Source organism: Prevotella lacticifex (genome assembly GCF_019973375.1).
GTDB lineage: Bacteria > Bacteroidota > Bacteroidia > Bacteroidales > Bacteroidaceae > Prevotella > Prevotella lacticifex.
The window spans coordinates 1,001,213-1,017,109 of sequence record NZ_BPTV01000001.1 but is presented as its reverse complement, the minus strand read 5'-3'; the positions used below and the strand labels follow the sequence as shown (position 1 = coordinate 1,017,109).

The following is a 15,897-nucleotide window of genomic DNA, read 5'->3' as shown; positions in this document are numbered from 1 at the left end:
AAATAGACCTGGTATTTGGTGATGAAAAGACAAGAACCTAATATACAACATGTTACAATTATGGCAAAATTAAAGAAATAGACCTCGTTTATTTGCAAGGCATCTCTAAAGTACCTAACTTTGCAACCGAAAACATAAAACGATTTGATATGAAGAAATTGCTTATACTATTATTAGTATTCGTCACATTTATACCAAGCTATGCTTTTGGTATTGATATCCGAAAGGAGGGGACGACTCATCATGGAGGTATGCGCATGCCGTCTATAACACGTGTATCTGCTGACTATGAGAATGGGCTTATAACTGTAGATGTGAAAGGGTACACTGGTGGTATACAAGTTCTCGTTAGTGATTCCCAAGGCAATATTGTGAGTTCCACCATGTCTTCTATAACAAATAGTGGTGTGGTATCATTGGATTTAGGAGCTCTTGCAGAAGGGGACTATACCCTTTACATAGTTTTGGGCAATACCACATATAGTGGGGAATTTACATTATAAGAGTATAATAGAGGCCAATATTATAATCCAGACCACACTGTTCAAAGGCGCTATACCGAATTGCGTTAATTGGAGGTATTAACTAATAAAGATACTGATTATGGAACACATAGATTCTGTACTAAGTTCTATCACCCCACTCACCGAAGATGACATGGGAAATTTAAACGGGGGTTTTGCCTCATGCAAACTCCCTGGTCATACCCATAGACCGATCGTCGTAAATAAAAACTATTTTCAATGTGGATGCAATAATTATTGCCGCTGATTAAGATTAGGTATTGCCATCTGCTAAAAGATGACAATACCTTTTCTGTCTAAAGTTAAACTTATGAAACTAAGCTTATATAATATAATAATACCCTATAAAAAGTATTTAATACTGTATAATACTTTATGGGACAGTGTAGTCATGTGCTTTAGAAGTGACATGACCAAATGGGGTATTGATGATAAATTACATCTTTCTCTAAGTAACATTGATCACAGATTAGTCAACACTCTAAAAGAAAATAAAATTATTCTTGATGACGATATTAATGAAAGAAATATGGTCAAGAATATCCTCGAAGAAACTAACAATGTGAATGATGTGTTAGAATTCACAATAATACCATCATTAGCTTGTAACTTTTCGTGTTGGTATTGTTACGAAAATCACAACAACAAAGAACATATTTCTCAACCAGAAATAAAGCATATAGTTTTGGCACTTGAGAAGATAATAAAAAACAAGCCAGAAATAACAACATTCAAAATTTCATTTTTTGGCGGCGAGCCTTTGTTGTTCTTCAAAAGTGTCGTTGTCCCATTGATCGAAGATATTAAAAAGGACCCTTTATTAGATACTTTGACCATCAAAGTAGGTTTTACGACAAATGGTTATCTTATCTCAAACAAGTTCATTAAATACTTTACTGAAAATCCCATATTGGAAGCTATACAGGTTACACTTGATGGCAACAAAGAACGCCATAATAAAGTTAGATTTTCATTTAAAGGAGACAACTCATATAAGAAGATTACAAATAACATAATAGATTGTTTAAAGCACAAGATAAATATCGTTTTAAGACTAAATATCTCGGAAGATACGAAATTAGATATTGCAAAGTTATTGCATGAATTTGTTAATATCGAAGAAGCCAAACAATACTTGCATATCTCCATACAAAAAGTATGGCAATCGGATTATAGCGTCTATGACACTATTGACAAATTGTTAGCAGAATCAAGATCTTTAGGATTTGACAGCGCATCATACTTCACATATCCTTCATCTATCTGGTCTACCTGTTATGCTGACAAGGCCAATAACATGGTTATAAACCCTAACGGCAAGGTCTTCAAATGTACTGCAAGGAATTTTAGCCCAGTTCAAGAGGAAGGACACATAGCGGAAAATGGTGATATACGATGGAATGCCATACATGAAAAAAGGATTCATTTATCACCGATAAACGACAAGGAATGCATTAATTGTAACATATTTCCAATTTGCGCAGGGGGTTGTAGTCAGAAAGTACTTGAGGATAAAATTGGCAAACATTGCAACCTAAATAAAAACGAGAAATTAAGAATTGATTATGCAAGAAGAGTGCTATTTGAGAAAATAGAACAGGAGAAAATAGAAATTAAGTGATGATCAATAAGAAACAAATTATATCTACATTCATTTTAATTCTTGGAAGTCTTCAACTTATGTCACAAACGACAATAAGAGGAGACGTCACAGACAACTCCGGCAAGCCACTGCCTTACGCCATCATTGCATACAATATGCAGAACGACAGTTCCGAATCCAAGTTCGCAGAGGCTGACAGCACAGGCAAATTCTACTTGACGGTCAGAACCATGCCTATCATTGTTCACGTATCATACCTTTCTTACGCAACAAGTACTGTCGTCTGCAAAGACAATAAAGACCTTCATATATCGCTTATTCCTGACAGTCTTACCCTCGATGAAGTGGTTGTCAAAGGACAAAGGCCAAAATTGAAACTTACCGAAGGTGGCATACAAGTGAATGTGACAGGAACGGCGCTGGAGAAGTTGGGCAACGCGGAGGATGTCCTGCTGCACATGCCAATGATCAGAAAGAAAGGGGACGAAATAGATGTATTCGGCAAAGGAGCTCCTACAATATACATAAATGGTATTGAGATGCGCAGTGACAAAGAGCTACAGCAGTTGAAATCGACTGATATAAAGGATATTAATCTCGTTCTTAACCCTGGCTCGCAATATGATGCTACGTCAACATCGGTTATCCTGATAAATACTATAAGGAAAAAAGATCCCGGATTGAGCGTGGATATCAGCGGGGCATACGGAAAAGGACGGAAACACAAGGACAAAGCCGAAATGGAGGCCAATGTCAATTATACTTTCAACAACTTGAACTTGTTTGGCTCAATGTGGGTTAACAACGAGGGGGCGCTTCAAGATGCGGACATAATACAAAAGGCCAACAGTAATAATTCAGCGTATACAGAATCGATCTTCATGAACAACCGGAACAGAAACCGTAACGGTCATATTATGGCGGGGTTCAATTATATGGGTGATTCGTCAAATGGGGGAATGAAATACTATCTCTACGTCCCTATGCGCAACAGCATTTCATCAATGTTCAACAACGACATAACCGTAGAGAATACTGATTATGACCAACTCATGAACCTTACTGAAGGTCGGACACATCCAAAGGTGGGACACAGAGTAAGCTCTTACTATAATTTGAATTTTGGAAAGTCAAATCTTAAAATGGATGCTGACTTTATGCATACAGGGTATGACACCAGCAATGATATTAAAGAACAGTCGAAAGCGAACAGCGACAGACATCTCACTACCACAAATTCGGTCCGGAATACTCTCTTCGCTTTTAAAATGTCTTTATCTGTACCAATATTGGGTGGAAAATATAATATTGGCACAGAGGACACGTACACTAAGAGAAAAGATATTTATGAGGAGAAACTCGGCTACGTACCTACTGCCAATGGAAGATTCCGGCAGACATCATTGGCATTCTTCACAGGATACACATACGACTTTGATTTTCTAAGTTTGTCGGCAAGTATAAGATATGAGAATGTGAACTATACTTATGAGGATGCTGCGAAGACTCACAAAGTGTTCAACAACTTCTTCCCTTCAATCAGTGTCGATGCCTCCATCGGCCAAGTCGGCCTGAACCTTTCGTACACTTCCAAGATTGCACGCCCATCCTACAGACAACTGAGCAATGATGTCCAGTATGCAAGTATGTATTCATTAATGACTGGCAACCCCTTATTAGAAAATACAACAATCGATGATTTGTCGTTAATTATGGGTTGGAACTTTATACAATTCGTGCTCGATTACTCTTCAAGACATCATGACATCATATATTACTCATATCCTATGTCTGGCAATCAATATGTATTGATGACAACATACAAGAACATTCCTCGTGTGAGTGTCCTTGCTCCAACATTAGTGGTCAGTCCGCAAATAGGTATATGGAATCCGGAAATCACTATAGGACTCATGAAACAATGGCTAAAACGAACGGAATATCTCACGGGCAAATTCGAGAAACCAATATGGAACTTTGAATTATCCAACAATTTCAAGACAAGTAGTGGATGGCTTGCCGTTATCGATTTCAACTGCCAGACAAAGGGAAACAGCCAAAATGCTTATATCAACAAGAACGTCTATGACTTGAGCCTAAATTTCTCAAAGTCATTATGCAAAGACAAAGTGAATATTAAATTCGCTGTTGATGATATATTGAATCACAACAACGACGCTTCAACGTTGTATTGTCCCAATGTTAAGTTGTCAGAATCCAATCGATATTTCGGACGTTGCGCCACTGTCACTATCCGATACACGTTCAATCGGCAAGAATCCAAGTATAAAGGTACTGGAGCCGGAAGTGGAGAAATGAACAGACTATAACACAGTATGATTACATGGAGTGCGGCATTACAAAAAGTTGTATTTAGGCTACAAAAATTGGATGAAACTTGCGACTCTTTCTTCTGTCATTCAATATCTTTGAAAATACAAATTACAACTTTGACTCGGACACAAAAAGTTGAGACACGGAGGGGGCAGGGCGGATAAAAATACTAACAACAGTATACTTAAATAAAATGCAATGCCATACAGGCACATAAGAAAAGTGGAGAAATTTCCTATAGTTATCCAACACGATGCCATGCAGTGCGGAATAGCCTGTATGCAGATGGTGTGTAAATTTTATGGCAGAGAATATTCGCAGGAATATCTGTCTGAGCTATGCCATGCCACGGTCGAGGGAGTTTCACTCCTTGCCATCAATGAAACCATGGGGTCACTGGGCTTTCATACCGTTTGTGCACGTGCTGCGGTGGAAACGTTGGAAAAAGTTCCTCTGCCATGCATCCTCCATTGGAATCAGAATCACTTCGTGGTATTGTACGAGGTAAGGAAAGGTCGCAAATTCCATATCGCCGACCCGGGGAAAGGACTGATAACGTACAACCGCGAGGAGTTCACCAGTCACTGGATTAGCACGCAGTCGGACGGTGAAGAAAAGGGGATAGCGATGTTTTTGGAGCCCACACCAGCTTTCTATTCCCGTAAGGACAGCAAAGAAGAAAGAAAAGACAAGAATCCACGGTCGTTCCGCTTTCTCTTCGGCTATGTGAAAAAGTACAAGCGATATTTCGGACAAATAGTGCTTGGGCTTATCGTGGGCAGTTTGTTGCAGCTCGTCCTGCCGTTCCTCACGCAGTCCATCGTCGACGTAGGCATCAAAAACCAGAACCTTGGGTTCATCTGGCTGATACTGCTCGGTCAGCTGATGCTCACCTTCAGCCGCACGGCCATCGACTTCATCCGCCGGTGGCTGTTGCTGCATATCTCCATGCGGATAAATATCTCGCTGGTGAGCGACTTCTTCATCAAGCTGCTGAAACTGCCAATGTCGTTCTTCGACACTAAGCTCATGGGCGACCTCATGCAGAGGATGAACGACCACAGCCGCGTGAACAACTTCCTCACCAACCAGGCACTGAGCGTCACCTTCGCCATGCTCACCTTTGTGGTTTTCACGGTGGTGCTGCTGTTATACAACAAGCTCATTTTTGCCATCTTCCTTGCAGGGAGTCTGCTCTATGGTCTGTGGATGACGCTTTTTCTGCGCCGCCGCAAAGTGTTGGACTATGAGCTCTTCGAGCAACAAGCCATCAACAACAACAAGACCTACGAGTTTATCACGTCCATGCAGGAAATCAAGCTTCAGGACTGTGAGCAGCGCCGTCGTTGGGAATGGGAGGACACGCAGGTAGACCTCTTCAACGTGCAGATGAAGTCACTGAAGCTGCAACAGACACAGGAGGCCGGCAGTATCCTCATCAACGAGGTGAAGAACATCGTCATCACCGTTGTGGCAGCCGCTGCCGTCATCCATGGACAGATGACGCTCGGCATGATGCTTGCCGTGCAGTATATCATCGGACAGCTAAACTCACCTGTAGAGCAACTGATGAATTTCTTCTACTCCCTGCAGGACGTAAGAATCAGCCTGGAGCGCATCAATGAGATTCACCGCGCTGAGGACGAGAATGGGAAGAATGGCCTCAGAACCTCGCTAACCGACAACAACAAGGGCATCGACATCGAGCACATCATGTTCAAGTACGACCCTCACGCCTTGCGCAAGACCTTGGACGACGTGACGATACGCATCCCCAATGGGAAAGTGACGGCCATCGTTGGTGCCTCGGGCAGCGGCAAGACGACACTCGTCAAGCTTATGCTCGGCTATTATCCTGTATTAGAGGGGCATATAAACATCGGTGGCACGGACATCAATACGCTAAACAAGAAATGGTGGCGCCGCCAGTGCGGTGTTGTTATGCAGGACGGTGTCATCTTCTCTGAGTCTATAGCAAGAAATATCGCCGTTGACGACGGCAACATCGACAAGGAACGTTTATTGAAGGCTGCACGGATAGCGTGCATCCACGACTATGTAATGTCACTGCCGTTAAAGTACAATACAAAGATAGGCCGTGACGGCGTGGGGCTGAGCCAGGGGCAGCGTCAGCGCATACTCATCGCCCGTGCGGTGTACAAGAATCCCGATTATATCTTCCTTGACGAGGCCACCAACTCGCTCGATGCCAACAATGAGCGGGCCATCGTGGAGAACCTCGACACGTTCTACCGTGGCAAGACCGTCGTCATCGTCGCCCACCGCCTGAGCACGGTAAGGAATGCCGACCAGATTGTCGTCATCGACCACGGGAAAATTGTCGAGACGGGCAACCACGAGACGCTGACGGCAAAGCGCGGAGCGTACTATAACCTTGTTAAGAACCAGTTGGAGTTAGGGAACTGACGAAAGTCATCTGCTATCGCTTAGCAGAAGAGCAAACGAAAAAAGATACAACCAACCGCAACAAGACTTTGAAATATGGACAGCAACAAGAATGACATAGACAACATAGAACTGCGGAGCGAGAAGGTGCGCCACATCATCGGGCAGGTGCCTCCAGCCCTTGTGCGCACCGGCACGATGGTCATTACGCTTGTCGTCATCGCCCTTGCCGTCGCCTTCTACACCATCCGCTACCCCATCACGATAGAGGCGCAGGGTAAGGTAATGCGCAACGAGTCGGTAGAGCTCCTTGTTCCTTACAAATACCTCTATCTCTTTGATGAGCCGCGCATGGCACGCCTCACCCTTGAAGGACAGGACAATGATGCCGCACCCGTCGTGTGTCCCATCACCAGCCACAGCGAAAATCTTCTCATCGTAGACGGGAACCATTATTTTACCGCCAAGACCTCCATCCGCTCTAACGGCAAAAAGGTACAGCCAGGCCTGAAGGCCTCAGCTAAAATCACTATCAGTGACAAGACTCTGTGGCAGCAGGTCTTCAGGAAATAGTCTCCTCTTGCAGATTTGTGCTCAAAAAGTTGCTACCCATGTCAACAGACCATAGCACAGTTGGAGGTTGCCCCACGTTCTGATGTATTAAAGTAGGAAAGACATGACATATCCGACGTTATTTCTGGCATGTAGACGCAGAAATAGACCTATGAATTTAATTACAACCGATATATTGCTGGTTATCAGCCAATTAACAAAAGTACGCAAACTAAAGAAATAGACCTTATATATTTGCTGCATTGGTAATTAATGCGTAACTTTGCCAAAATTTACAATGCAATGAACAACAAAATTATTATAATCTTATCTGTGCTGACCACATTTCTCGTTACAGGCTGCAAGGAAACACACAACAAAGCTATTGACTTGGCCTATCATCTAACGGCAACAGCACCGGATAGTGCTTTGTCTGTACTTAATGGAGTTGACCAAGCAAAACTTGGTAAAGCCGAAATGGCGCGGTATGCCCTTGTCTACACAATCGCACAGGACAAGAGCGGACAGGATGTTGACAACGACTCTTTGTTAAGAACTGCCTACACCTATTATAATAATAGAGAGCAAGATTCGCTCTATTCCAAGTGTGAGTACTATATGGGTAAATACTACATGCTAAATGACAGCACAGAGCAGGCGAATGACTGCTTGCAGAAAGCTGCTGATGTTGCTGAAAAGCAGGGCGACAAGTACACCCAATGCCTTGCCTTGGAGAAATTATCAAAAGTCTTAGGTAATTCAAATCCGCGAGCAGCAGTATTAGTGGCACGGAAAGCTGATAGAATATATTCCGGTTTGCCTAATGCTACTAATATAAACAAAGCGTATTTCAGGTTACAAGTAACCGATGCATTGTTACTCGCCGACAGTTTGGATTTGGCGGAAGAGGAGTGTGTTGCAGCAATAAAGCTGACAAAACTGACAGGGGATTCTATCTGCATTTCTGACGCTTATCAAGACATGGCTTCTATTTTGAGTCAAAAAAAAGATTATAAAGGATCTTTGTGGTGCTCACGTCAGTCGTGTGAATTAAGCAATAATAATGATGTATCTAAATTATTAAATTTAGCATGGGCTTATTTAGATGCAGATTCGTTAGAAAGATGCAAAGTCTTTATGAACAAGATTAAAGTTGATAAGCCTAACGACCTATACATTTATTATTATATACGACATTTGGCTGCAACAAAGGAGCACGATTATTCCAATGCTGTTTCATTTGCGGACTCAGCATATCACTATATAGAAGAGATGTATGGTAATGAGCTTAACGATAAGGAAAAGTACTATACTTCCTTGGTTACTGCTCAATACGAAAAAGGCATCAGCGAAGAAAAAGCAAATCTGCTAATATGGGTTATAGGTTTGATATTTCTTTCAGCAATAGTCGTTGTAATTTTTATTGTTTATGCCTTTCGGCAGTATAAACTTAAAGCTAAAAGAAAAATTAAATACGAGAAAGAGAGGCATGAAATGGAGGAGAAAACGCACGAGGAGGAATTGCGCCATAAAGAAATTCAGCTTTCAACCATGCGCAGCTACCTGCTTAAAAAAATCAATATAGCAAAAAGGATAGAGGAAATACGTGGAAACAAAAAGGACGTTGTTGTGCTGACAGAGGAGGACTGGGAGGAAATCAGAATGTTTGTTGATAATGTCGAAGGCAATTTCATCTTAAGATTAAGGGAACGATTCCCTAACTTAAGTGATGACGATGTGAAGTTCATGATTCTTATCCGCCTTAAAATGTCATCCAAGGCAATGGGATTGATTTACAATATCAGCGAAAAGTCAATCCGTCAGAAGCTTTTCGTGTATAAGACAAAAGTTGGTTTGGAAGGAGAAAACAGCCCATCACTGAGGTCTTTTATTGAAGCTTTTTGATGCCCAAAAATGAAGAAATAGACATCGAGAATAGAGGTGTTTTTGATAATATTCTGAATATAAACACTTTATGCAAATATCTATAACGGAAGAAATAGACATGAACAATTTTGATGCATCGAAAAAACTTCCTAATTTTGCAATCGGAAACTTTAAAAGACTTACATTATGAAGCAAATTATTTCATTATTGTTGATGTTGCTTATTTTATCCCCTAGTCAAGCCTCTACTATTAACGTCAAAAGGGCTGGAACAATGCATCAAGGTGGTGCACGCATACCATCAGCCACTCAGGTAGTAGCTGACTATGATAATGGCGTTATCACAATTGACGTCTCACGTTACACTGGAACTATTCAATTGTACGTTTACGACGCTAACAATACTGTCGTGGGCTATGCAGTCGACACAATCTCAGGCAGTGGTACCGTCACAATGAATATAGGCGACACGCCACAAGGCACGTACAGACTCTGCATAGTATTAGACAATGCCACATATAGTGGAGACTTCTCAATATAATTATAGGATTATAATGTAGGTTCACTTTTGTTCAGAGAATTTCTGGCTATTGGCTATAAAATATGCATAACGTTGGGAAAAGATATGTTCTAACAGCAATTTTGTCAATCTGTATTAAGACTTTAGCTATGATGGGACAAAACAATAATATTACTGGCATCGTCATGAATGACAGGGGAAAACCCATGACAGATTTGAACATATTCCTGACTCCCATTAATGACGAGACAAACGTGCTTGCGTATTCATTAACTGACAAACATGGACATTTTAGTATCAGCATCACAAATAACTCTGACAGCCTTTCTCTTAGGGTGACAGGCATTAATATAAAGCCATATAACAAGAGTATTCGGAACAATAGTGAATTTCATAAAATCACGGTTGTTGAAGAATCCCAACTCCTTAAAGAAGTAAAGGTAACAGCAAGTAAACTATACGCTAACAAAGACACATTAAACTACAACGTACAATCCTTCTTGCGCCCTGAGGATTTCGCTTTGGCTGATGTCCTAAAGAGAATGCCGGGAGTCACTGTCAATGATGCCGGAGTAATATCATACATGGGTAAGGACATAAGTAAGCTGAAAATAGAAGGCATTGATTTGATGAAAGACCATTATGGTTTGGCATCCAATAATCTTGACCCTAAGAATATTGCCACAGTACAAATCATCCCTAATGACCAGGACGTGAAAGCTCTAAAAGGTCTACAGCCAGAGGACAGGGCTTCTATCAATATAAAGTTAAAGAAAGGGGCAATGGGCGTATTCAACATAATCTCCACAATAGGTGGTGGGCATGAAAGTCGAACATCAAACCAGGGACGAAGATTTCTGTTCGATGAACAACTGCTTGCTATGTACTTCAGTCGAACGATGCAGTTGTTTACAAACTATGAAGGTAACAACGACGGCCATGACATATCACAGGAATTGCACACTAAAAGTATTGGTAACCAGACTTACACTCCACAAATAACAGGAATTTATCCAGTACAGACGAACTCACTGAAAAAGAAGAACTATTATTTCAATAATTCACATACCATCACATATAACCAAATACTGAGAACAGCATCCAACAGCGAGATTGGGCTGAATGCAGCATATTGGACTGACAGGAACAACATTTCGAGCCAACAGCATACCATGCATCTGCTTCCAGATAACGGCGAGAACAGTTTTCAGGAATACCAGTATTTCAAAGGTCATCAGAGCATGTTATATGGCGACTTATCGTATATAAGCAATAAGGATTTGAATTATAACAAAGAGCTGCTGTCTTTTAACTACAATCGGAACAAGACTTTCGGCACTACAGTCAATAACAAAGAAATCGGCCAAAAGGCAACTTACGAGAACTATCGTTTGTCAAATGATTTTCAGTGGGTTAAAAGGAACTCCAAATATCAGGGCGTGCAGTTACACTCAAAGATAAATTTGGAGAGAAGCCCGCAAAATCTCTTCGCTGACACAAATCTGTTTCCGGAAGACATACAAGCCACCAACATATTTCAAACGGTTCGCCGTACCAACATAACCTTCAATAATGATATGCAATGGCTGTCTGCGTTTACAATAAAGGGAGTTCGGTTTCATCCTGAGATAATGGCGAACTATCAAGAGGACGGAATACGGAGCGACTTGACGGCCTTTGTAAATAATCTATCTATGAAACAGTATGTATTTGGTGGCGGTTTAAACGGGAGTTACATTCTTCCGAAAATCAAGGTCTATTTCTATCTGCCAATAGAATATCATAACAGCAAGCTTACAGAAAGGCGATATAAAGATGATATGCATTATGCAAATACGATATTTGATCCAAACGCAGAGGTGATATACAATCCTAATACATCCAATCAATTTCGTCTGAAGTGGAGTAAAGAGCATAGCAGTCCACAAATAGATCAACTCTACACAAACCCTATTCTGTTATCGTACAGAGAGTTAACGGCATACGATGGCTCCCGGTTATATGAAGGCTATAGCCGCAATCTGTTGATGGAATGGAACTACAGGGATATCTTGGGCATGCGCTTTATTGGCATTACGGCGAATATTGGAAATGAAAAGCCACATGTCTTGTATGGGAGCTATTTTCAGGACAATACCGAGAGGATAATGAGTGTACAATCCAATGAGAAGGGGCACAACGCATCCGTAACAGGCAGGTTTAGCAAGGGTTTCGCACTTTGGAATATGAAGTTGGAATGTAATGGAGCATACTACTACAAAGACTACCCTCTTCTGTTACAAAAAGAAGTAGAGCGTGATATCACAAACACTATGTTCTGGGGCATGAACCTATATGCCACTCCATGCGCTCATTTCACGCTTGAATGGCAAGGGCAGTGGAGACAATACTGGTCAAAGATGTCAGAAGGGCCGAAATTACCTATGGTAAGACAGATCAGCAATGACATTAGTATCAAGTGCTCATTGCCATATAAAATACTGCTCAATCCGACGTTTCACCATTATTATAACAGCTTAAACTATGGTGACCGCACATTCTGGTTATCAGACCTTAATATGAGCATGACGGTGGGGCATGTACTGCTGCTATTAGTCTGCGAAAACTTGTTCAACGAACGGCAATATATCAATACGACGAACGGCAACCTCACCAGAGAACAAACCTCTTTTCCTCTACGGGGACGGTCCGTACTGCTGAAAGCAAGGATAAAGATACTATGATTTCTCGCGAGATATAAAGTTTAATAATTAAAATTTACGTCTATGAGCTTAAAAATCACAGAACTTACAAAATCAGTTCTTTCAAGGAGAGAACTGAGTAGCGTTAGAGGAGGCGAAACTGCAAGCTATTGCACTTGCGGATGCAAAGGGAACTCCAACACCATTGACAATGGCTGTGCTAACTCAGCACATGGATTATATTCTCCAGGTGGAGGCAGTATATTCCTCAAAGATGTGGTCGTAATCGCTAAACGTTAATCATCTCTTAGCACGTGCTATACCAATAGCAATAACCAACTAATACCACAGACGGACTGTTCGGCAATCCGTTTGTGGTGAACTGTACTTTGTTAATGAATATGAATTATAGGACTATTATATTAGCATTCTTAGTCTGCACATTAACTTGCAATGCGCAATTGCCTTCATGCAGTCAGATATTAACAAAAGGGAATGTCGTTGACACTGCAAGGTTTGTCATTACATACGACATGAGATTTACAAGTATAGAAAACGATACACTGCACTCAGATGATCGTAAGGTTCTGGTAGGAGACAGAATGTCAGTGGATTACAGTCAAACAACTTACTATTATGATTCTATAGGTACAGACATGTACGTTCATGGAGCAGAGAACGTTCCAATGTGCCAAGATTTTGTCTTCCCCTATGAGATCTTCAACCATTACACCGACAAGACCAATCGTATCTATTACAGGATGTTCATGGATACGGGAATCCTAAGATATGACGAGGAAATACAACCACAAGAATGGAAACCAGTCCCCAACGAACATAAAATTATTATGGGGCACACATGCAACAAAGCTACCACAGTGTATAAGGGAAGATCATACGTGGCATGGTACACACTGGATATTCCCATCCCACTTGGTCCGTTTAAATTTCAAGGATTGCCGGGATTAATCCTCGCCATATCAGACTCCGAGGGCAAATACGCATGGAGAGCTACCGGGCTGGAAAGGACAAAGCGCCCCATAGTTGAATATAGGTACAGCAATGTTATACCATGCAGCCGTAAAAAGGCAAGGGCAACCATTTCGAAAATGTTCAAAGCCCCATTTGCACATATTAACTCCATGGGGCAACAAGTGTTCATTATGGGGACTGACGGCGGTGTGCGGCAAGCTTCGCCTCAATATGATGAGCATAGCATGAATGTGTTTTTTTTAGAAAAAGAATAAATGGAATACATAACTGGCAACGACATAAAACATTTCCTTGCAAATACTCCTCAAATAACTTTTGAAATAACGGAGTGTTGTAATTTGGCATGCACTTATTGTGGATATGGTCCTTTATATAACAACAAAGATCCGAGAAAGAACCGTAATCTTTCGGAAGAGACTGGCATATTATTCATAAACTACATGGTCAACCTATGGGAGAAGGGATTTTTGGATATTACAAATGACACTATATATGTTAGCTTTTATGGCGGAGAACCATTGCTCAATATGAATTTTATTAGACATATCGTCAACTATATTCGTTCAAAATTCGAAAAGTTTAAAAAACATATTTTTTTCTCCCTTACGACAAATGCATTGTTACTGAATAAGTATATGGATTATTTTCAAAAGCAGAAATTCCATTTGCTTATCAGTCTTGACGGTGACAGACTTGGGTCGTCATATCGGGTATATCCAAATGGCAATTGCGCATTTGACGAAATAATTAAAAATGTATCCACTCTTAAACAGACGTACCCTGAGTATTTCAAGCAATACGTTGAATTTAACTCAGTTTTAAACAACAGAAATTCAGTGGATAGTATTACTAAGTTCATCTTAGACATGTTTGGGAAGAAACCCAGCATAAGCGAAATAAATTCAATAGGTATAAAAAGCAATAAACGCGCAAGTTTCAATGCTATGTACCAAAGCAAGAACAAATCCTTTGAGCGGCCATTCAAATATGCTAATTTCTTAGAAGACCCTCGATTTGATGAGGTCGCCAGATATATACAGATGAGATCAGATTATTTCTATCTCGATTATAACGAACTTATTTTCGGTAAAGCAAATAGGAAACGAATACCGACAGGGACATGCCTCCCCTTTACTAAGAAAACTTTTGTCTCTGTATTAGGCAAGATTATGCCATGTGAACGAATAGGTTATAATTATTCGTTAGGAAAGATATCAGATGATGGCATTGAATTAGATTTTGATGACATCTCAAATAAGTATAATGTTGCTTTAACTCGTGCCGAAAAAATATGCAGGCATTGTATGGACAGAAAATCATGCCTATGTTGTTTATTTAATTCTGGTATATTAAGTGATTGTGCTGTCGGATGTAATTACTTTGTTGATAATAAGGCGTATGAAGAACGACGTGCCCAAATGCTTTCTTTTTTCAGGGAGTATCCCGAGGCGTATGATTACATTATGAAAAATTATGAAACAGTCTGAATTACATTGGATTGCCTTGAGCCCTAATGTGTTTGTGGACTATACGGAAGGTAAAATCTTGCTCTATAATACAAGAAACTATAAATGCATTACGTCCACAGACACTCGTCTCATTAATCTAATAAGAGAATTTTATAGGCCAGAGAACTTAGGAGTATTATCATTAGACGAATTTGAGAAGATGACGTCTAATGATGTACGCGTTGCTAATAATATGAATATGTTTGTATCCGTAAAGAATTCAACCAAACCATTGAATTTTTTACCGATATTGAATTTGCAACATGACCTAACAAAGAATATGTCAGGAGGGTTGAAAGAAATTAAGGGAAAACTCTCGCTATTGTCAAGTTTATTCATACAAATAAATTATGGTTATGCTGACTCTAAGGTTTCTTTTTATAGGAATCTGACCTCTAAACAATATGCAACACCTTGTTTTTCAGAAGAGAAAACCACATTAAGAGTGGACTTTGTGGAGCAGATCTTAAAAGAAGCATGCCTTTCAAGTATTCATAATGTACATATTATTATTGGTTCTCCAATGATAAATATAATGGAATATATCAGAATATTTGAACGCTATAATTTTCAGTATTACCTCCACATTTACTCAGATATTGTCTATGAATTTCTATCGCATATCTCAGATTACTCATCAGTTTCAAAGATTAATTTTGTTGTTTTCTGCGACAGATATTCTAATCCAAATATCGCACAAAGATTGATAAAAGAATCGAAAGATTGTGGAAATTTTGAATTTATTAATCTAATAGATGAAGTCGACAGATTACTGAGTTGTTCGTCATCTGCTATGAAGATGCTACCAGTGTGGACTGAAAATAATTTTGACTTCTTTTGGCGCAGGGGGATTTTTCCGTGGATGTCCCTGCACTCGCCTAACTAAAATA

General features: G+C 40.3%; 12 protein-coding genes. All 12 read left to right on the top strand.

The genetic code is table 11. The annotated features are described in order from the left end of the window. Window positions 1–149 precede the first annotated feature (149 nt). The 12 genes from LDN30_RS03735 to LDN30_RS03680 all read left to right on the top strand — a co-directional run bounded on the left by LDN30_RS03735 (window position 150) and on the right by LDN30_RS03680 (window position 15,893). The gene (locus LDN30_RS03735; RefSeq protein WP_223925511.1) at window positions 150–503 is read left to right on the top strand and encodes a DUF3244 domain-containing protein; all 354 of its coding nucleotides are present in this window, start codon (window positions 150–152) and stop codon (window positions 501–503) included. A 331-nt stretch (window positions 504–834) separates the two neighbouring features. Continuing rightward, a complete protein-coding gene (locus LDN30_RS03730; protein WP_223928756.1) occupies window positions 835–2,145 on the top strand; it encodes a radical SAM/SPASM domain-containing protein in 1,311 nt (436 codons plus the stop codon). Beyond that, on the top strand, window positions 2,145–4,457 hold the full coding sequence (locus LDN30_RS03725) for an outer membrane beta-barrel protein (protein ID WP_223925507.1): 2,313 nt from the start codon (window positions 2,145–2,147) through the stop codon (window positions 4,455–4,457). The genes LDN30_RS03730 and LDN30_RS03725 overlap by 1 nt, the downstream gene beginning before the upstream one ends. Before the next feature lie 202 nt (window positions 4,458–4,659). Next, complete coding sequence (locus LDN30_RS03720; RefSeq protein ID WP_223925505.1) at window positions 4,660–6,888, top strand: peptidase domain-containing ABC transporter; 2,229 nt, start codon at window positions 4,660–4,662, stop codon at window positions 6,886–6,888. A 75-nt stretch (window positions 6,889–6,963) separates the two neighbouring features. Further along, the gene (locus tag LDN30_RS03715; protein WP_223925503.1) at window positions 6,964–7,440 is read left to right on the top strand and encodes a hypothetical protein; all 477 of its coding nucleotides are present in this window, start codon (window positions 6,964–6,966) and stop codon (window positions 7,438–7,440) included. 282 nt (window positions 7,441–7,722) lie between these two features. Beyond that, on the top strand, window positions 7,723–9,324 hold the full coding sequence (locus LDN30_RS03710; RefSeq protein WP_223928755.1) for a hypothetical protein: 1,602 nt from the start codon (window positions 7,723–7,725) through the stop codon (window positions 9,322–9,324). 255 nt (window positions 9,325–9,579) lie between these two features. Continuing rightward, window positions 9,580–9,846 (top strand): DUF3244 domain-containing protein, encoded by a 267-nt coding sequence (locus LDN30_RS03705; RefSeq protein ID WP_223928754.1) that lies wholly within the window; start codon window positions 9,580–9,582, stop codon window positions 9,844–9,846. A gap of 128 nt (window positions 9,847–9,974) precedes the next feature. Further along, entirely contained in the window at window positions 9,975–12,548 is a 2,574-nt protein-coding gene (locus tag LDN30_RS03700; protein ID WP_223928753.1) for a TonB-dependent receptor, read from the top strand. A gap of 42 nt (window positions 12,549–12,590) precedes the next feature. Beyond that, window positions 12,591–12,806 (top strand): TIGR04149 family rSAM-modified RiPP, encoded by a 216-nt coding sequence (locus LDN30_RS16505; protein ID WP_223925497.1) that lies wholly within the window; start codon window positions 12,591–12,593, stop codon window positions 12,804–12,806. A 95-nt stretch (window positions 12,807–12,901) separates the two neighbouring features. Next, window positions 12,902–13,753: a GLPGLI family protein gene (locus LDN30_RS03690; protein ID WP_306421503.1), complete on the top strand. Its 852-nt coding sequence runs from the start codon at window positions 12,902–12,904 to the stop codon at window positions 13,751–13,753. Beyond that, window positions 13,754–14,986: a radical SAM peptide maturase gene (locus LDN30_RS03685; RefSeq protein WP_223928751.1), complete on the top strand. Its 1,233-nt coding sequence runs from the start codon at window positions 13,754–13,756 to the stop codon at window positions 14,984–14,986. Then, a complete protein-coding gene (locus LDN30_RS03680; protein WP_223928750.1) occupies window positions 14,973–15,893 on the top strand; it encodes a hypothetical protein in 921 nt (306 codons plus the stop codon). Before LDN30_RS03685 ends, LDN30_RS03680 begins: the two co-directional genes overlap by 14 nt. Window positions 15,894–15,897 lie beyond the last annotated feature (4 nt).